The 16,478-nt window shown below is 70.0% G+C and carries 13 protein-coding genes and 2 pseudogenes; 7 read left to right on the forward strand and 8 right to left on the reverse strand.

The window, feature by feature from the left end:
- The first annotated feature begins 193 nt into the window (after positions 1-193).
- The gene (locus ABZV38_RS35310; RefSeq protein ID WP_356332554.1) at positions 194-1,102 is read left to right on the forward strand and encodes a DMT family transporter; all 909 of its coding nucleotides are present in this window, start codon (positions 194-196) and stop codon (positions 1,100-1,102) included.
- A 205-nt stretch (positions 1,103-1,307) separates the two neighbouring features.
- On the opposite strand, the gene ABZV38_RS35315 is transcribed toward ABZV38_RS35310, so the two are convergent.
- The gene (locus tag ABZV38_RS35315) at positions 1,308-2,474 is read right to left on the reverse strand and encodes an acyl-CoA dehydrogenase family protein (protein ID WP_356332542.1); all 1,167 of its coding nucleotides are present in this window, start codon (positions 2,472-2,474) and stop codon (positions 1,308-1,310) included.
- 75 nt (positions 2,475-2,549) lie between these two features.
- Complete coding sequence (locus ABZV38_RS35320; protein ID WP_356332543.1) at positions 2,550-3,749, reverse strand: CaiB/BaiF CoA-transferase family protein; 1,200 nt, start codon at positions 3,747-3,749, stop codon at positions 2,550-2,552.
- 128 nt (positions 3,750-3,877) lie between these two features.
- On the opposite strand from ABZV38_RS35320, the gene ABZV38_RS35325 reads away from it, so the two are divergent.
- The 3 genes from ABZV38_RS35325 (at position 3,878) to ABZV38_RS35335 (ending at position 6,696) form a co-directional block, all read left to right on the forward strand.
- A complete protein-coding gene (locus tag ABZV38_RS35325) occupies positions 3,878-4,912 on the forward strand; it encodes a LysR family transcriptional regulator (RefSeq protein WP_356332544.1) in 1,035 nt (344 codons plus the stop codon).
- 186 nt (positions 4,913-5,098) lie between these two features.
- Complete coding sequence (locus ABZV38_RS35330; protein WP_356332545.1) at positions 5,099-5,833, forward strand: hypothetical protein; 735 nt, start codon at positions 5,099-5,101, stop codon at positions 5,831-5,833.
- A complete protein-coding gene (locus ABZV38_RS35335; RefSeq protein ID WP_356332546.1) occupies positions 5,830-6,696 on the forward strand; it encodes an aldolase/citrate lyase family protein in 867 nt (288 codons plus the stop codon). The genes ABZV38_RS35330 and ABZV38_RS35335 overlap by 4 nt, the downstream gene beginning before the upstream one ends.
- A 280-nt stretch (positions 6,697-6,976) precedes the next feature.
- On the opposite strand, the gene ABZV38_RS35340 is transcribed toward ABZV38_RS35335, so the two are convergent.
- The 4 genes from ABZV38_RS35340 to ABZV38_RS35355 all read right to left on the reverse strand — a co-directional run bounded on the left by ABZV38_RS35340 (position 6,977) and on the right by ABZV38_RS35355 (position 11,132).
- A complete protein-coding gene (locus ABZV38_RS35340; RefSeq protein ID WP_356332547.1) occupies positions 6,977-8,479 on the reverse strand; it encodes an esterase in 1,503 nt (500 codons plus the stop codon).
- Between the two features lie 429 nt (positions 8,480-8,908).
- On the reverse strand, positions 8,909-9,616 hold the full coding sequence (locus ABZV38_RS35345; RefSeq protein ID WP_356332548.1) for a C45 family peptidase: 708 nt from the start codon (positions 9,614-9,616) through the stop codon (positions 8,909-8,911).
- A gap of 125 nt (positions 9,617-9,741) precedes the next feature.
- Positions 9,742-10,308: an ankyrin repeat domain-containing protein gene (locus ABZV38_RS35350; RefSeq protein ID WP_356332549.1), complete on the reverse strand. Its 567-nt coding sequence runs from the start codon at positions 10,306-10,308 to the stop codon at positions 9,742-9,744.
- A 260-nt stretch (positions 10,309-10,568) separates the two neighbouring features.
- Positions 10,569-11,132 carry a heme-binding protein gene (locus ABZV38_RS35355; protein WP_356332550.1) on the reverse strand — a complete coding sequence of 188 codons (564 nt, stop codon included), beginning with the start codon at positions 11,130-11,132 and terminating at the stop codon, positions 10,569-10,571.
- A gap of 653 nt (positions 11,133-11,785) precedes the next feature.
- Here ABZV38_RS35355 and ABZV38_RS35360 point away from each other — a divergent pair.
- The 3 genes and pseudogenes from ABZV38_RS35360 to ABZV38_RS35370 all read left to right on the forward strand — a co-directional run bounded on the left by ABZV38_RS35360 (position 11,786) and on the right by ABZV38_RS35370 (position 14,518).
- Positions 11,786-12,966: pseudogene (locus ABZV38_RS35360) on the forward strand (sensor histidine kinase).
- Entirely contained in the window at positions 12,963-13,607 is a 645-nt protein-coding gene (locus tag ABZV38_RS35365) for a response regulator transcription factor (RefSeq protein ID WP_356332551.1), read from the forward strand. The pseudogene ABZV38_RS35360 and the gene ABZV38_RS35365 overlap by 4 nt, the downstream one beginning before the upstream one ends.
- Before the next feature lie 197 nt (positions 13,608-13,804).
- Positions 13,805-14,518 (forward strand): SDR family oxidoreductase, encoded by a 714-nt coding sequence (locus tag ABZV38_RS35370; protein ID WP_356332552.1) that lies wholly within the window; start codon positions 13,805-13,807, stop codon positions 14,516-14,518.
- A gap of 316 nt (positions 14,519-14,834) precedes the next feature.
- Here ABZV38_RS35370 and ABZV38_RS35375 read toward each other — a convergent pair.
- A pseudogene (locus tag ABZV38_RS35375) lies at positions 14,835-15,838 on the reverse strand (IS5 family transposase).
- 73 nt (positions 15,839-15,911) lie between these two features.
- The gene (locus ABZV38_RS35380) at positions 15,912-16,367 is read right to left on the reverse strand and encodes an ALF repeat-containing protein (RefSeq protein WP_356332553.1); all 456 of its coding nucleotides are present in this window, start codon (positions 16,365-16,367) and stop codon (positions 15,912-15,914) included.
- Positions 16,368-16,478: the final 111 nt, after the last annotated feature.

Here is a 16,478-nt window from a genome sequence, read left to right on the forward strand (position 1 = left end):
ATCGCCCTCGTCATGCTCACCCTCGCCGGAGAACGTCCCACCCTCCCCGGCCGCCAACCCGCCACAGAGTGACCCACTCATACGGCAGGAGAGCCACTTTTCGCTTGTCCTGTTGTGATCTCCCGGGCAGCATTCGTAGCCGACCGACGACGCGGGGAGGCCGAAAGTGATCGACAGCCGACGTGGCTCGCTGATGCGCGTGGCCGGACTGGCGTTGCTGTGGGGGGCGGCGTTTCTGTGGATCAAGCTGGCTCTCAACAGCGGACTGACGCCGTTTCAGATCGCCTTCGCCCGCTCCGCCCTCGGCGCGGCCGTTCTTCTCGTCCTGACCCGCGGCGCGCACCAGCGTCTTCCACGTGACCGCGGGACGTGGGGGCACCTCGTCGTGGCCGCCTTCTTCTGCAACGCTCTGCCGTTCCTCCTCTTCGGTATCGGCGAGCGGACCGTCGACTCCGGGCTGGCCGGCGTGCTGCATGCGACGACTCCGCTGTGGTCCGTGCTGATCGGCACCTTCATCGGCACGGAGCGCGGAATCCGTCCGGTCCGCCTGGGCGGGCTGCTGCTCGGATTCGCCGGAACGCTGGTGATCTTCGCCCCCTGGCAGGCAACAGGACTCCTGAGCGGGGGCATGCTCGCCCTGCTCGGGGCGTCAGCGAGCTATGCCGTCGGCTTCGCCTACATGGGGAGCCGCCTGGCCGGCCGGGGAACGGCCCCTCTGGCTCTCTCGGCGGCCCAGCTCGTTGCCGCCACGGCACTCGCCGCGCCGGCCGTGCTGGTCGGTCGCACGGCACCCGTGGACCTCGATCTGCGGGCCGTACTCGCCGTCGCCGTCCTCGGGATCTGCAGCACCGGATTCACCTTCTACCTCAGCTACCGGCTCATCGCGGACGAGGGAGCCACCAGCGCGGCCACCGTCGGGTACCTCCTGCCGGTCGTATCGGTGGGGCTGGGGGCGATCGTCCTCAACGAGGAGCTCGGGCTGCGTGTCATCGTGGGAGCGACTGTCGTGCTCACCGGTGTCGCGGCGACGCGGTGGCGGAAGCGCCCGTCGTCACCCTCGCACGTGGCGGACACGGCGGGACTGGCCGCTCCGGGGAAGTGAGCGCGATGCGACACCGCCCGCTCCGGCACGCCCAGCAGTCGCCGGCCGAGGGTTCCATGCGCCCCCGGTGCTGGTGCCGAACTCACTGAGGACGGTCGCGGAGAGCAGCGGGTTGCGTCGCCGTCCCGCTCATAGCTGTGTCCGCGCTCGACGCCGCTCCCGGGCAGGTCGGCGCATTCGCCGCGCTGAGCACCGCCGCCTTTCTTCATGCGTCGAGACCTCCGCGCTTGACGAGCTGGCTTGCAATGACGTTGCGCTGGATTTCGTTGGTACCTTCGCCGACGATCATCAGAGGGGCGTCGCGGAAGTAGCGCTCGACGTCGAATTCGGTGGAGTAGCCGTAACCGCCGTGAAGGCGAACGGCGTTGAGGGCGATCTGCATCGCGGTCTCGGAGGCGAAGAGCTTCGCCATGCCGGCCTCCATGTCCACGCGGCGCCCCGCCTCGGCCTGCCGGGCCGCGTAGAGGGTGAGCTGACGGGCGGCGGTCAGCGACGTGGCCATGTCCGCGAGGTAGTTGCCGATCGACTGGTGCTTCCAGATCGGCTCGCCGAAGGACTCGCGCTCCTGGGCGTAGGCGAGGGCGTCCTCGAACGCCGCCCGACCGACCCCGAGCGCGCGAGCCGCTACCTGGAGCCTTCCGGTCTCCAGGCCCTTCATCATCTGCGCGAAGCCCTTGCCCTCGACCCCACCGAGTACGGCATCGGCCGGCGCCCGGTAGTCGTCGAACGACAGCTCGCAGCTCTCCACGCCCTTGTAGCCGAGCTTGGGCAGGTCACGCGAGACCGTCAGGCCGGGCCCGTGTTCGACGAGCAGGATCGAGATGCCCTTGTGGGCGGGGGCGGCATCCGGGTCGGTCTTGCACATCAGCGCGATCAGCCCGGACCGCCGGGAGTTGGTGATCCACCTCTTGGACCCGTTGACCAGATATCCGTCCGCGTGCTTGTGGGCCACGGTGCGCATGGCCTGGAGGGCCGAGCCGCCGCCCGGTTCGGTGAGGGCCATGGTCGCCCGGATCTCACCGGTGGCCATCTTCGGGAGGTAACGGCGCTTTTGTTCCTCGGTGCCGAAGTGCAGCAGCAGCTTGGAGACCACGGTGTGCCCGCCCATGGCGCCGGCCAGGCTCATCCAGCCGCGGGCGAGCTCCTCGGTGACGAGGACGTAACAGGGGGTGGAGACCGGAGTGCCGCCGTACTCCTCCGGGATGGCCAGGCCGAACATGCCGAGCTGCTTCATCTGCTCGATCAGGGCCTCGGGGTAGGTGTTCGCGTGGTCCAGTTCCCGGACCACCGGCTTCACCTCCTTGTCCACGAAGTCGTGCACCGTACTGACGATGAACCGCTCGTCCTCGGAGAGGATGTCGAGGGCGCTCATTCTGTGACGCTCCTTGCTGACAGGGCTGAAGAGACCGAAGGACGTTGCTGCCGCTGACGTTCCTGCGAAGGAAGTTCAGATGACGCTGTCGGCCTTCAGACCGCCGATGTCAGCCGTGCTGTATCCCAGCTCGGCCAGGATGCTCTCGGTGTGCTCCCCGGCGGCGGGCACGGCGTCCATGCGTGGGGCGGTGCCGGCCAGGTCCGCGGGCGGTAGCAGCGCAGGCACTACAGCTCCTCCGGGAATCCGTACGTCGCGCCAGCGGTCCCGGGCACCGAGCACGGGGTGGGCCAGGAACTCCTCGATGTCGTTGACGCCGGCGTTGGCGATGCCCGCCTCGTCCAGCAGCTTCATGACCTCGCCGCTGTCCAGATGGCCGAACCGCTCGGCCACGATCGCGTTGAGTTGCTCACGGTGGGCTACGCGGGCGGAGCCGGTGGCGAAGCGCGTATCTCCGACGAGCCCGGGCAGACCGAGGAACTGCTCGCACAGGGCGGCCCATTCACGTTCGTTCTGGACGGAGAACAGCACATCCTTCCCGTCGGCGGCGGTGTAGGCGCCGTAGGGGGCAATGGTGGCGTGCTGGGTCCCGATGCGCGGGGGCTGGGTGCCGCCGTAGCGCGTGTAGTAGGCGGGCTGATTCATCCACTCGGCCAGCGCCTCGAACAGCGAGACCTCCACGGCGCGGGTGGTGCCGGTGGTCGCGCGCGTGAACAGGGCGGTGAGGATGCCGGAGTAGGCGTACATGCCGGCGGCGATGTCGGCGACCGACACCCCCACCCGAGCCGCGCCGTGCTCGTTTCCGGTGAGTGAGACCAGGCCCGTCTGGCACTGAACCAGAAGGTCGTACGCCTTGCGGCCGGCCCAGGGGCCGCTGGATCCATAGCCGGAGATGGAGCACGGGATCAGTGAAGGGAAGCGTTCGGCGAGGGCCTCGGCGCCCAGGCCCATCCTGGCGGCCGCGCCGGGGGCCAGGTTCTGGACGAACACATCAGCCCCGGCCAGCAGTTGCTCCAGAACCTTCCTCCCCCGATCGGACTTCAGGTCGAGCGTGATGGACTCCTTCGACCGGTTGAGCCATACGAAGTAGCTGGACTCGCCGTGCACCGTGGTGTCGTAGCGGCGTGCGAAGTCGCCCCCTCCCGGCCGTTCCACCTTGATCACGCGTGCACCGAGATCGGCCAGCTGACGGGTGGCGAACGGGGCCGCCACCGCCTGCTCGACGCTGACGACGGTGATGCCGGAGAGCGGCAGTTCTTCGGGAAGCTCGGTCATGAGGCGACCTCCAGGAGGGTGCGGGTCCCGTACCGGGATTACCATCATGAACACTCATGGCAGCGCGAGTGAAATAGCAATTCGTGATGACACCATGTCTGCCTCGGATGGCGGTGGAGGGAAGACCCGTGGACGTCAAGCAGCTCACGGCGCTCGTCACGGTTGCCGAGGTGGGCAGCGTCACGCGCGCCGCGGAGCTTCTGCACCTGGTGCAGCCCGCGGTCACCCGGCAGATCCACACCCTGGAGCAGGAACTCGGCGTCACCCTGTTCGAGCGGACCCGGCAGGGCATGCGCCCCACGGAGGCCGGAGCGATCATGGTGGACCGGGCGCGGCGGGCCCTGAACGAGCTGGAGCGGGCCCGCGCGGAGGTTCAGCCGGCTCCCGGCGTGGTGGCGGGCATCGTCGCCGTCGGGCTGTTGGAGAGCACGAGCGACTTGCTCGCGGAGCCGCTGGTGTCAGCCGTCGCCCGCGAGCACCCCGGCGTCGAACTGCGCCTGATCACCGCCTACTCAGGCCATCTGCAGCAATGGCTCGACGACGGGGACCTGGACCTGACCCTGCTCTACAACCTGGACAGCACGCCGTCGCTCAATGCGCGCCCGCTGGTGCGAGAGCACCTGTGGGCGGTGGCCCCGCCCTCGGAGGGACTGCGGGCCGACCGTCCCGTCCCCTTCGCGGAAGCGGCAGCCCACCCGCTCGTGATGCCCTCGTCCGGGCATGCGCTGCGCAGGCTGACCGACGCCGCGGCGGTGCGGTCCGGAGCCGTCATGAACGTCGCCGTGCAGACCAACTCCATGCGCGTGCAGAAGCAGCTCGTCCTGGCCGGGCACGGCTGGACCGTCCTGCCGGGCCTGGGCGTCGCCGACGATGTCGCGAACGGCACTCTGAGCGCCGCACCGCTGTGCGAACCCGACGTGTGGCGCTCGGTGGTCCTGGGCACTCCGAGGTCCGGGCGTACCCCTCCCGCCGTGGAGGGCGTCGCCCGGCAGCTGGTGCGCCAGATCAACTCGGCAGTGGCTCAGGGCAGATGGCCCTCCGCCCAGGTACAGGGACCCGACGTCTCCAGCGAGGGCGAGCGACCTCACGCGCCTGCCCGCAGTGCTCACAACACACGCGAAGCGAGCGCGCTGGTCGGGGCGTTGCTCGACGAGCTGCCGTAGCCCCACTCGGCTGGATGCCATGCAGGCGGAGCATGCAGGTATCACACCTTTCTATTGTTCAACCTCATCCATCAGCGCTCATGATGATGGGCACCTCGAGCCGACCGACCAGCGGAGTCGTAACGGATGAGTCAGACACACGCACCGGCCCCTCCTGGCAGGGACGACCGGCCGCACCAGAAATCCGTGGATCGCCTTGCTCCTGATGACCGCGGCGCTCACCTTCGTCAGCGGGTACTCGGCCCTGGCCGCCATCATCAAGGCCGAGATGTTCCCCACGAAGGTGCGGGCCCTCGGTGTGGGACTCCCCACGCTCCGGTCACCGCCACCTTCGGTGCGCTGACCGAGCCCCTCGCGCTGGGCTCAAGAACAGCAGCCACGAGGTGGTCCTCTTCTGGTACGTCACGGGATGCATCGCGCTCACCTTCCTGGCTGTTCGTCACCGAGCGTCGCGAGTTCCGGCAGCACGGCCGCACGTGCCTCGTCGAAGAACAGGACATCGTCTACCGGTCCGGACGCAGTGCACGGCAGCACCCCACCGGACTCGACGAGTCCGCCTTCCCGGACACCGACGCCCAGTGGCAACTTCCGCTGCGCCCGGACCCGGCACTGCTCTTCCGGTTCAGTGCCCTGACCGCGAACGCGCACCGCATCCACTACGACACCCCGTACTGCCAGGGCGAAGAAGGCTACCCCGGCCTCGTCGTCCACGGCCCTCTGCTGGCCCTGCTCATGCTGGAACTGGTTCGCCGCCACGCCCCGGCACGGCAGGTGAGCTCCCTGTCGTACCGGCTCCGGCGGCCGGTGTTCGCCGGCGAGCGCCTGACGGCCTGCGGCACACCCTCCGACGGGCATGCCGAGCTGCATGTCGCCACCCACCGGGAGGCGCGCCACGCCATGGCTGAGGTGACGTTCGCATGACCGTGCTCCACGACCGCATCACCGCTGCCCGGAGCCTGCTGTTCGTGCCGGGAGACCGGCCCGACCGCTTCGGCAAGGCAGCCTCCTGCGGACCCGACCTGGTCATCATCGATCTCGAAGACGCTGTCGCGGTCACCGGCAAGGACCGTGCCCGCGACAACGCTGCTGACTGGCTCGCGCTCGGCAATCAGGCGATCGTACGGATCAACCCACCCGGAACCCCCTGGTCCGAAGCCGACCTCGGCGCGGCGGCCGAGCACGGCTGCCCCGTCATGGTGCCCAAGGCCGAAGACCCCGCCGTACTCGCGGACCTCGCCGCCCGCACAGCGGGCCGATGCGGACTCATCCCTCTCATCGAGACAGCCCTCGGCGTGGAGCGAGCCCTCGAGGTGTGCGCCACGCCCAGCGTCGCGCGCGCCGCATTCGGCAACGTCGACCTGGCCGCCCGGCTCGGCGTCGCCCACGACGACCACGCGGCGCTGAGTTACGCACGCTCCAGGCTGGTCGCCCGCCTCGGCCGCGGCGGGCGTCTGCCCGCCGGTCGACGGCATCACCACCGCCCTACGGGACACGCACATACTGCGTGCCGACATCACTCACGCCCGCCGCCTCGCCTTCACCGGCAAGCTCTCCATCCACCCGACCCAACTCCCGGCAGTCGTCGAAGGATTCGCGCCTTCGGCGCAGGAGCTGCAGTGGGCACGGGCCGTCCTCGAAGCCGGCGACTCGGTCACCACGGTCGACGGGCACATGGTCGACAGACCGGTACTGGACCGCGCACGGCGAATTCTGGCACAGGCCCACGAACCGCAGACCGCGGCCTGACGGCGCCCGACGGGCCTCGAACCGCACCGATGTCCTGAACGGCACGGGCGGTGTGTGCGCGGGCGGCGGGCGGCGGTGAGGGCGCCGCCCGCCGCGACACCGGAGCTGTCCCGGCTGAGCGTCGGCCGCTTGTCGACGGTCAGACCGTTGGCCGGGTCATGGGCTCCCGGAGATTGGTTCGTGGCGCTGTGCCCGATTCGTCACAGGCACAACGCCACGTTCGGCAACCAGAAGGCCACGGGCGTGACCCAAGGGTCATACGGGACTGGTGAGTTCTCTTGATTCCCGGTGCACTCCCAGCCCTCCTTGAGGCTTCCGCTACTCGTCGATCGCCGCCCCGAACTGCGCGTTGGCCACCGGCGCCCCGAGGCGTGTCCCGTCGTAGGTCCACGTTCCCTCGGCGACCAGCCCCGACGACGACGCGGGGATGACCCACACGAAGCCGTCGTTGGTGTTCTCGCCCGGTGCCGCCGCCAGCAGGCCGAAGAGGCCGTCCTTATTGGCGTCGATCAGCCGCACCTGGCCGCCCCAGCGGTCCGAGGTCTCGGCCACGCCGGGGATGTCGGCGAGCTTCTGGTCGAAGCTCTTCACACCGACGTCGGTAAGGCCGAACGGCGCGCCGCGCATCACCCACACCGCGCCCGCGTTGGCCACGGTGCCGATGTCCTCACCGGGAGCGCCGATCGCGAGGTCCGGGTGGCCGTCGCCGTCGGTGTCGCCGGCCGACAGCTCGGCGCCCCACTGGTCGCCCGCCTCAGCGACGCCGGGAACGCCGGGAGAGTCCTGGGTCCACGTCTGCACCTCCTCCGGTTCGAGGCCGGACAGGTCACCCCTGCCCAGATAGACGGAGATGCCGCCGCCCAGCGGCGAGCCCACGCCCGTGTCGCCGATGATGAGGTCGTCCTGGCCGGTGCCGTCCCAGTCGCCGGAGACGATGGCCGGCCCGCCCCCGAACGTGCCGCCGTCACCGAGGTCGGCGATGTCCGGCGCGCCGTGCAGCACCTGCACCGAGCCGATGCCCGGCTGGTCACCGGTGGTGACCCCGGAGATCGCCAGGTCGGCCCAGGAGTCCTCGTTGTAGTTGCCGTGGCTGAGGTTGCGGAACTCGAAGCCGGTGTCCAGCGGTGCGAAGTCCCGCGCCCGCATGCTGCGGTCCGACACCTTCAGCTGCTGCGCCGTCGCCCCCGGCGGGGCGGTGAAGAACAGCAGCGCGTCGTCCTCCAGTACGGCGATCGAGTCGCGCAGATTGGCGTCCGGGTGCGCCGGGTCCGGGGCGGAGTACCGGGCCGCTTCGATCGCCCGCCCGAAGTTCGCGCCGGCCCGCAGCTGCTCGGGGTCCTCCAGCCAGGTGCTGTCGGCCCCATGCAGCCCGGTCGGTGAGCCCCAGAAGACGACGGCGCCGCCCGCATCGGACAGCCCGGCCAGGTCCTCGCCAGGGATGCCGACGATCGCGTCGTCGTAGCCGTCGTTGTCCAGGTCGCCCGAGGCCACGGCCTGCCCGAAGCCGTCGCCGGCCTCGGCACCGCCCGGGACGCCCGAGGTGTCCTGGTGGAGGACGCTCTTCTTGGTGGTACTGAGACCGCTTGACGAGCTGTACTGCACGGTGACGTAGCCGGCGCCCGTGGCGCCGCTCACCGTGGCGCCCGGGGCGCCGATCAGCACGTCGTCGAAACCGTTGCCGTCGTAGTCGCAATTGCGCTGCTGCCAGCCGATGGACGGAAAGGGCACCGCGGCCTGTGCGGCGGGGGCCGCAAACACGGCCCCGCCACCGAGGGTGAGGAGTGCCGCGGCCGTAAGGGCCGCGCTTCTGATGTGACGCACAAGAACCTCCTTGGTCTCCTAGGTTGCCTACGGCGTCCTGCTCAGCCGCGGTGGATTGTGCGTGGGGGTGGTCGACGGAGGTGCGCGGTCGGTTCCCCGGCGAGACGCCGAAGCACGGACCGGTGCAGGGGCCCGGGAGTGCCGGGCAACGCTGCCGCGCCCATCGCAGAAGGGCGTGGAATCATGTGCAGCCTCCCCCGTTGGGTAGTGCAGTGAGGGCAATGCCGAATTGCACTCACCCAGAAGACATCCCAAGTTCGTCCAGGGTTGTACGCCTCGCCGGAGGGTCGTCCTCAGGATTTCAGGCGCGGAACACTGGTGCTGCGACCGGGAACATCTGCCGGGTCGGCTCTCGGGCCGCGGCCGGCAGAACCAGCAATCGCCGGCGCATGAGCGGTGCCGATCGTGGTGAGAGCGGTCTGCGTTGGATCACGCTTGGAGTGAGCGCCAGGGGCGGGTGGTGTGTTCGGCAGGGGTTCCGTCGAGTACACGCGCGGTGCGGGAGCCGGGGTTGAGGACGACGGTGGCGAGACTTGCCCAGCGGCGACCCATCGGACTGTCCATGTCTGGGATGCAGGTGACGGGAGGCTCTCCCGGGCCGGTCACGAGCTGTTGGAGCAACTGATCGTCGGTGGCGGCGTTGCTGTGGGCGAGGCGGTTACGGAGGAAGGCGTGGCGTTCGCCGGAGTCGGGCTGGTAGAGCCAGGACTTCTCGTGTTCGGCGGGTACCGCGGTGAGGAAGTGGTTGGTGCGCAGGTACGTTCCTTCAGCCACTTGGGGTGCCTCGAAGATGCCTGCGGGGCTGATGTCGAGCAGCACGGCGCGTTGTGTGTCGAAGAGCATGAAGGATCCGGACGAGGTGATGGGGCTGTCGTGGAGGATCTGCCGTGCCTGGTCGGCGTTGTCGGCCTCTTCGAGGACGAGCGCGGCGAGGACGTGTACGGGTATGCCGCCGACGCGGTCGTCCCGATGTCCGAGGATGTTGAAGTGCAGGCCGAGTCCGGCGCTGTTCACGCCGATCTTGGCAAGGATGCCGTGGGCGGGACGACGCGGGGGGAATGTTCGACCACCGTCCGCCGACTCCGGACAGCCGACGGGGGCAGCGCCCACGTCGGTGTGCAGACGTGGGACTGGCATGTCGAACTCAGCCCGTACTGGCACACCCTGCATTCCGCCGGCGGCAACCACCGCTACGTCAGCATCACCGAAACCCCCGGTGTCCGTGCGGTGGTTCACGGGACGGGCCTCAGCAGGCCGGCAATCTATGTGAAGCCGCGGCGCTCAGCGTGTTCGAGCGCGGTGACGCCGTCGCCGTCCGGCAGATCCGGTGTGGCGCCGGCGGCGATGAGGAGCTCCACGATCTCCTGGTGCGCGCGGCCGCCGTCGCCGAGGATGACTGCCTCGAGCATCGCGGTCCAGGTGAGCCGGTTGACGTGGTCGACGTCGATGTCGGTCTCTCGGAGCAGGGCCCGTACGTAGTCGACGTGGCCGCGTTCGGCGGCGGGAATCAGGGCGGTGCCGCCGAAGCGGTTGCGCAGTTTCAGGTCGGGTTCTGCCGGGAGCAGGGTGCGCATCATGCGGACGCTGCCGGTGACGCCGGTGACCAGCCAAGGGCTGTCCTCGCGGTCGTCCTGGGCGTTGGGGTCGGCGCCCGCGGCGACGAGGGCCTCGGCAGCCGCCACGTGGTCGCCGACGGCTGCGATCAGGAGCAGGGTGCGGCGGTGCTCGTCGCGGGCCTCGATGTCGGCGCCGTCAGCGAGGCCCGCGCCCACGGCGTCGGCGTCATCGTCCCGTACGGCGGCCAGAAGGGCTCGGTCGGCAGGGGGCATGGGGGCGCTCCTCGGGTGAGTCAGGCTGCGCAATGAGGTAAGGGCCGTCCTCGTACGCACGGCGAGGCCGATCGCCGCCCGGACGCCTGCGCGGATCCGGGCGGGGTTGAAGGGCCGGCGGCGCACTCTACGGGGGGATACATGCACTGCCGGGGTCTGAGCGGGCGTACTGCTCAATGTGCTCACCTGGACCTCCGCGACATCGTGGGTGGCATGAACCGAGTCATGTGAACCGTCCGCAGTGTGCGCCGCAAGCGCTGTTACTTGTTCAGTGCGGCGACACCGGCCCGGGCGAACTTCTCGTCCAGATCACCGGAGGGCGCACCCGCGACGCCGATGCCCGCGATCGGGGCACCCTTGGCGGTGACCGGGGCGCCGCCGCCGAGGAACAGCGTGCCGGGGATGTCCTTCAGGTTGGGTGCCTGCTCCAGGCGCTTGGCCAGCTCGGAGGTGGGCGCGTTCCAGGACACGGCCGTGTACGCCTTCTTCTCCGCCGACTCGTAGGACTGCGGACCGGCGCCGTCGCCGCGCAGGGTGACGATGGTGTTGCCGTTGCGGTCGACGACCGCGACGGAGATACGCTGGTTCTCCCTCTCGGCGGCGTCGAGCGCGGCCTGCGCGGCCTCGGTGGCGGCGTCGATGGTCAAGTGGACCGACCGGGTCAGGTTCTTGTTCTGGGCGTCCGCCTGCACCGCGGCCTGGGCCGCCGGGGCCGGGGTGGCGCCGGCGGAGTAGGCGCCGAAGCCGCCGAGAGCGATGGCGGCGGCCAGTGCGCCGCCGGTGACGGCACGGGTGCGCTTCGAGACCTTCTTGACAGGCTTCATGGGGCCAACTCCTGGATTTTAAAGCTCGGTTGGGGCTCGGTCGGTCCGGGCCGTCCCGCTCTGACATCCATGCTGGGTCCGCCAAGGGCCCCGTCCTGTCGGCGTTCCGGCTGCATACCGCGCGCGGGACGGCTGACACGGGGGTCAACCGATCGGCTGACCCCCGGGCCGCCCGCTTTGGCGATAATGGAAATGTCTGTCCAGCTCAGGGCTGGGCTCCCTGTCACACCCAGGACGGCACAGCGAGCCGGACCCAGGAGGCGCGCATGCGGCCCGACCCCACCGGCCCGTTCCCCGGCGACACGCCCTCGGGCACGGACGCCGACGGCACAGCCCCTGGTGCCTCCCACCCGGGCGGCACGGCCGCGGGCCTTCCCGGCTCCGCGCGCCCGGACACGGCCTCGGACACCCTCAGGACCGACGGCACGTACGTGAGCGCCTGCGAGGACGACCAGGCGTCACCGGGCACCACGAGCACCGACGGCGCAGACCCAAGCACTCCGGCACCCGTCGGCGCGACCGCCGGCCCCGCCGCCCGGCCCGGCCGCTCCCGGCGACCGGGCCGCTCCGCAGGCCGCCGTGTCGGCGGCAGGGCTGCCGGCGCCGGAACTGTCTCCGGAGGTGGTCCGGACGACCAGCGGCTGACGTTGGTCATGCGCGTCACGTTCTTCGTGCTGCTGGGCACCTGCCTGGCCCGATTCGTCCAGCGGCATGCCGAGGAACCCCGCGTGCCGTGGGTGGTCGCCCTGGCTGTCCTGCTCGCTGTCCTCTACGCGATCGGCCCCGCCGCGGCCGACCGGGCGCCCCTGTCGCGCAACCGCATCCCGTGGCGGCCGGTCCCCCGACTGGCCTGGCTGGGCGCTGTCGTCACCGCGTGGGCCGTCGTCGTCCTTCTGCGTGGGTGGCGGTCCCCCTGTTCTATGACGCGCTGCGCACCCTGCCGCCCGCCGCCGCTTACGTCCTCGTCGCGTTCCTCACCCTCTTGGTGATCTTTGCGCAGCTCGCGCTGGCCCCACGCTTCGACCTCGACCTGGTGATCGGCCCTGCGGCAGTGGCCACGCTCGCCACTGCCGTCTTCGTCCACGCCCAACGTCAGGCGGCCCGCCAGCGTGCCCTCATCGACGACCTGATCCGCACCCGCCGCGAACTCGCCGCCACCGAGCGTCGCGAGGGCACTCTCGCCGAACGCCAGCGCCTCGCCATGGAGATCCACGACACCCTCGCCCAGGGGCTCTCCAGCCAGCGGATGCTGCTCCAGGCCGCCGAGCGGACCTGGGACAGCGCCCCGTCCAAGGCCCGCGACCACGTCCGCACCGCAGCCTCGATCGCCGAGCACAACCTCGCCGAGTCCCGTCGCTTCGTACACGACCTCGCCCCTGCCGACCTCGCCCACGGCGGCAGTCTCGACGCCGCGCTGCACGCCCTCGCCGAGCGGGAGTCCGACGACGGGCTCACCGTGCGCTTCCACATGGACGACGACGGAGCGACCGCCCCGCTGCCCGACCGCGTGCAGTCCGCATTGCTGCGCATCGCCCAGGGCGCCCTCGCCAACGTGCGGGAGCACTCCGGCGCCACCGCCGCCGCACTCACCCTTACCCGGCTCGACGACCAGGTCGTCCTCGACGTCGCCGACAACGGACACGGCTTCGACCCCGCCGAGCTCCCCGATTCCCCGTCCGGCGTGCGCGGCCACGGCGTTCCGGCGATGCGGGCCCGGGTGCGCCAGCTCGGCGGCACGCTCACCATCGAGTCGGCGCCCGGTGAGGGAGCCGTGCTGACCGCCGCCGTCCCGGCCCCCCAGGACGCCCAGATCACTCAGGAGACCCCGCAATGACCACCCCGGCTGCCGACCGCCCCGTGCGCATCCTGGTCTGCGACGACCACGTCGTCGTACGCGCCGGACTGCTCGCCCTCCTCGACAGCGCCCCCGGCATCGAGGTGGTCGGCGAAGCCGGCACCGGAGAGGAGGCGCTCGCCCTCGCCGCGAAGCACAGTCCCGACGTGGTCCTGATGGACCTGCAGCTCGGCGAGGGCATCGACGGCGTGGAGACCACCCGCCGGCTGACCTCCGTGCCCGGCGCCGGGCACGTTCTGGTCCTGACCACGTACGACACCGACGCGGACATCACCCGCGCCATCGAGGCCGGGGCGACCGGCTACCTGCTGAAGGCCGAGCGGCCCGAGGAACTGTTCGCCGCGATCCACGCGGCGGCGCAGGGGCGGACGACGCTGTCGCCGCCGGTGGCCAGCCGGGTGATGGCCAACCTGCGCCAGCCGCGACCTGCGCTCACCGATCGTGAGCAGGGCATCCTCGCGCAACTCGCCCATGGCCTCGGGAATCGCGACATCGCCCGGGCCCTGTTCATCAGCGAGGCGACCGTGAAAACGCATCTGGGACGGATCTACAACAAACCTGGGGTGGATACCCGGGCCGGGGCGGTTGCCGTGGCCAAGGAGCGGCGCCTTCTGCCCTAGGCCAGCGCCGGATCATCACCGCATACGTCACGGGGTGTTACGGTATGTGACCGTCCGGGCTGCGGGCTCGTAAACGGGTGAAATGCACAGCGGGCCCGCCGAAAGAGTGTCTCCTCCGACGGGCCGAACTCATAGGTCGTGGGTGATCGCGTCGGGCAGTACCGTGGCCGACCATCCCGCTCTCGGAGAAGGTCATCATGAGCACCAAGGGCCAGAAGGTCGCAGTCATCACCGGTGCCTCGCAGGGCATCGGTGCCGGCCTGGTCGACGCCTATCGCAAGCTCGGCTACGCCGTCGTCGCCACCTCACGCACCATCGCCCCGTCCGACGACACGGGCATCCTGACCGTCCAGGGCGACATCGCCGATCCCGCAACCGCCGAACATGTCATCGCCGCCGGTGTCGAGCAGTTCGGCCGCGTCGACACCCTGGTCAACAACGCCGGCATCTTCGTCGCCAAGCCGTTCACCGACTACACCCTGGACGACTACGCAGCCGTGACCGCGGTGAACCTCACCGGATTCTTCCGCATCACACAGCTGGCCATCGAGCACATGGTCACCCAGGGCGGTGGCCACATCGTCAACGTCACCACCAGCCTGGTCGACAACCCCGACTCCCGAGTCCCCTCCGTGCTGGCCTCGCTGACCAAGGGGGGCCTGCAGTCCGCCACCAAGTCCCTCGCCATCGAGTACGCCACGCGCGGCATTCGCGTCAACGCCGTCTCACCGGGCACGATCAAGACCTCTATGCACCCGGAGGAGACCCATGACGCCCTCGCGGCCCTCCAACCGGTCGGCCGGATGGGCGAGCAGAGCGACATCATCGACGCGGTGATCTACCTGGAGCACGCCCCGTTCGTCACCGGTGAGATCCTCCACGTCGACGGCGGCGTGAGTGCCGGGCACTGACGCAGGACACCACTCGCGAGGCCGGCAGGCCTCACTGACCAGCGGGGAGGAAGCCGACCGTGGCATCAGCGCGGCCCTCGACACAGCTTCCCGGCACATCGAGCCGTTGACCCCGCCCCCACCGCGACCGGCCGGACGCAGTCGTTGTGAGTGCCGTTGTCTCGCCGCCGGGTCCCCTGCCGGACGCAACTGAGGCGCGCGGACCTTCCGGAGTTCCCGTACGCAAGCGCCCCGCTGTGAGTGAGCACTCGATTTGGCGGGTTTCGCCAGCTGTCGCGCTCAGACCCAGCCGGCTAGGGCACGTATTGAGTCGTGATCATTGGGTGGTCCGGGTGAGGTCTTTGATCCAGATCATCGAGGCGCGTAGGTGGAGGCCGGCGAGGTAGCTGTCAGGGGTCTTGTCGTAGCGGGTGGCGATGCCTCGCCAGGCCTTGAGCTTGTTGATCAGGCATTCGACGGTGTTCCGCTCTTTGTAGAGGTCGGTGTCGTGACTGACGGGCCGGCCGCCCCTGCTGCCCTTCTTCGTCCGGTTGGCGGCCTGGTCCTTCTTCTCCGGGATGACTGCCTTGATGTGGTGTTTTCGCAGGTGGGCCCGATTACCGCGGGACGAGTAGGCCTTGTCCCCGGCGACCGCGTCTGGCCGGGTGCGGGGGCGGCCGACGGGGCCGCGGACCCGTATCTTGCCCAGCACGGGGATGAAATGCGGACTGTCCGCGGCCTGGCCTGCGGTCAGGACGAACGCCAGGGGGCGGCACTTGCGGTCGGCGGCGAGGTGCACCTTGCTGGTCTGCCCGCCCCTGGAGCGTCCGAGGAGAGCGGCCTTCAGCCGCAGTTTGCGCCGACGCCGGATACGTCGACGCTCTTCCCGCCCGGGATCGGTTTCTGTGTCCGGCCCGGTTTGTTCTTCGAGGCCGCCCCCTTTGACCTGGCTTTCTCCTCCTCGGCGGCGGCCTTCTCCAGCGCGGCGACGACGTCCTGGTCCAAGTGCGTTCCGGCGGCGTCGTGGTGAGCCCGCACGGTAGTGGAGTCGACGCTGACCAGGGACAGGTCCACCTCGCCCCGCTTCGCGGCATCCGCGATCAGCCCCTCCAACAGGGCCTCGAAGACGCCGGCGTCACGCCATTGCCGGAAGCGGTTGTGGACGGTCGACCAGGCACCGAACTCCTGCGGCATCTCCCGCCACTGCCCGCCCGTCTTGAACCGCCAGATCACCCCCTCGAACTGCTGCCGCAGCCGCTCCGGGTACGGGCCGTACTCGCCGATCGGCAGGTACGGCCCGATGAACTCCCACTCCGCGTCCGTCAGTTGCACTCGTGTCACGCAAGCACACCTACCGGTCCGGGCCCCGCCACGAGGGCGAATCCCGCAAATTGATCGCGACTCGATACGCGTCCTAGGCGAATATCTCGTACTGACCGCGCTCCAGGAAGTACCGCATCTCCTCCGGTGTGCCGTCGACTGCGTCCTCTGCCGCCGCACGGAGTGCGCTGCTGATGTTCTCGTCGGCGAGGAGGCCGGCAATGGCGACGCGGTCGTCCTCGGCTCGGGCGAGGCGGTAGCCGGACTCCAGGAAGGCACGCATGTCCTCCACGGTGCCGTTGAGGGCGTCATTGGCCTCACGGATGACTCTCTTGCAACTGTCCTCGTCCGCCAGGATGCGGAGAATCGCCACGCGAAGGCCCTCCTCGGACATCTCGTCCACCGGCGTGGTGGAGCCGTCCGTTGCCGGTGTCGCCGTGACGGTGGCGGCCGTGGGCGCCGACGAGGCGGCGATAGCCGGAGTGGCGAGCAGAAGTGCCGGAGTCAGAGCGGTGGCCGCGAGAGTAGCGGCCGTACGGGTCAGTCGCATGTGTGGACCTGCCTTCACCCGGCTTCCACAGTTCGGCGGGGTTTCGGTGGGTCAGGTCGGGGATCGATGCTGGTCAGCGCGTTGCGGCTAGCGGCACGGGCTGAAAATGCC

Source organism: Streptomyces sp. NPDC005181, from assembly GCF_040608395.1.
Lineage (GTDB): Bacteria > Actinomycetota > Actinomycetes > Streptomycetales > Streptomycetaceae > Streptomyces.

Bases quoted from the DNA above. Each gene is read 5' to 3' on its own strand.
- ABZV38_RS35335 (WP_356332546.1), top strand. From the start codon at position 5,830: ATGACCGTGCTCCACGACCGCATCACCGCTGCCCGGAGCCTGCTGTTC.
- ABZV38_RS35320 (WP_356332543.1), bottom strand. From the start codon at position 3,749: ATGACCGAGCTTCCCGAAGAACTGCCGCTCTCCGGCATCACCGTCGTC.
- ABZV38_RS35370 (WP_356332552.1), top strand. From the start codon at position 13,805: ATGAGCACCAAGGGCCAGAAGGTCGCAGTCATCACCGGTGCCTCGCAG.
- ABZV38_RS35310 (WP_356332554.1), top strand. From the start codon at position 194: ATGCGCGTGGCCGGACTGGCGTTGCTGTGGGGGGCGGCGTTTCTGTGG.
- ABZV38_RS35350 (WP_356332549.1), bottom strand. From the start codon at position 10,308: ATGCCCCCTGCCGACCGAGCCCTTCTGGCCGCCGTACGGGACGATGAC.
- ABZV38_RS35315 (WP_356332542.1), bottom strand. From the start codon at position 2,474: ATGAGCGCCCTCGACATCCTCTCCGAGGACGAGCGGTTCATCGTCAGT.
- ABZV38_RS35365 (WP_356332551.1), top strand. From the start codon at position 12,963: ATGACCACCCCGGCTGCCGACCGCCCCGTGCGCATCCTGGTCTGCGAC.
- ABZV38_RS35380 (WP_356332553.1), bottom strand. From the start codon at position 16,367: ATGCGACTGACCCGTACGGCCGCTACTCTCGCGGCCACCGCTCTGACT.
- ABZV38_RS35355 (WP_356332550.1), bottom strand. From the start codon at position 11,132: ATGAAGCCTGTCAAGAAGGTCTCGAAGCGCACCCGTGCCGTCACCGGC.
- ABZV38_RS35345 (WP_356332548.1), bottom strand. From the start codon at position 9,616: ATGCCAGTCCCACGTCTGCACACCGACGTGGGCGCTGCCCCCGTCGGC.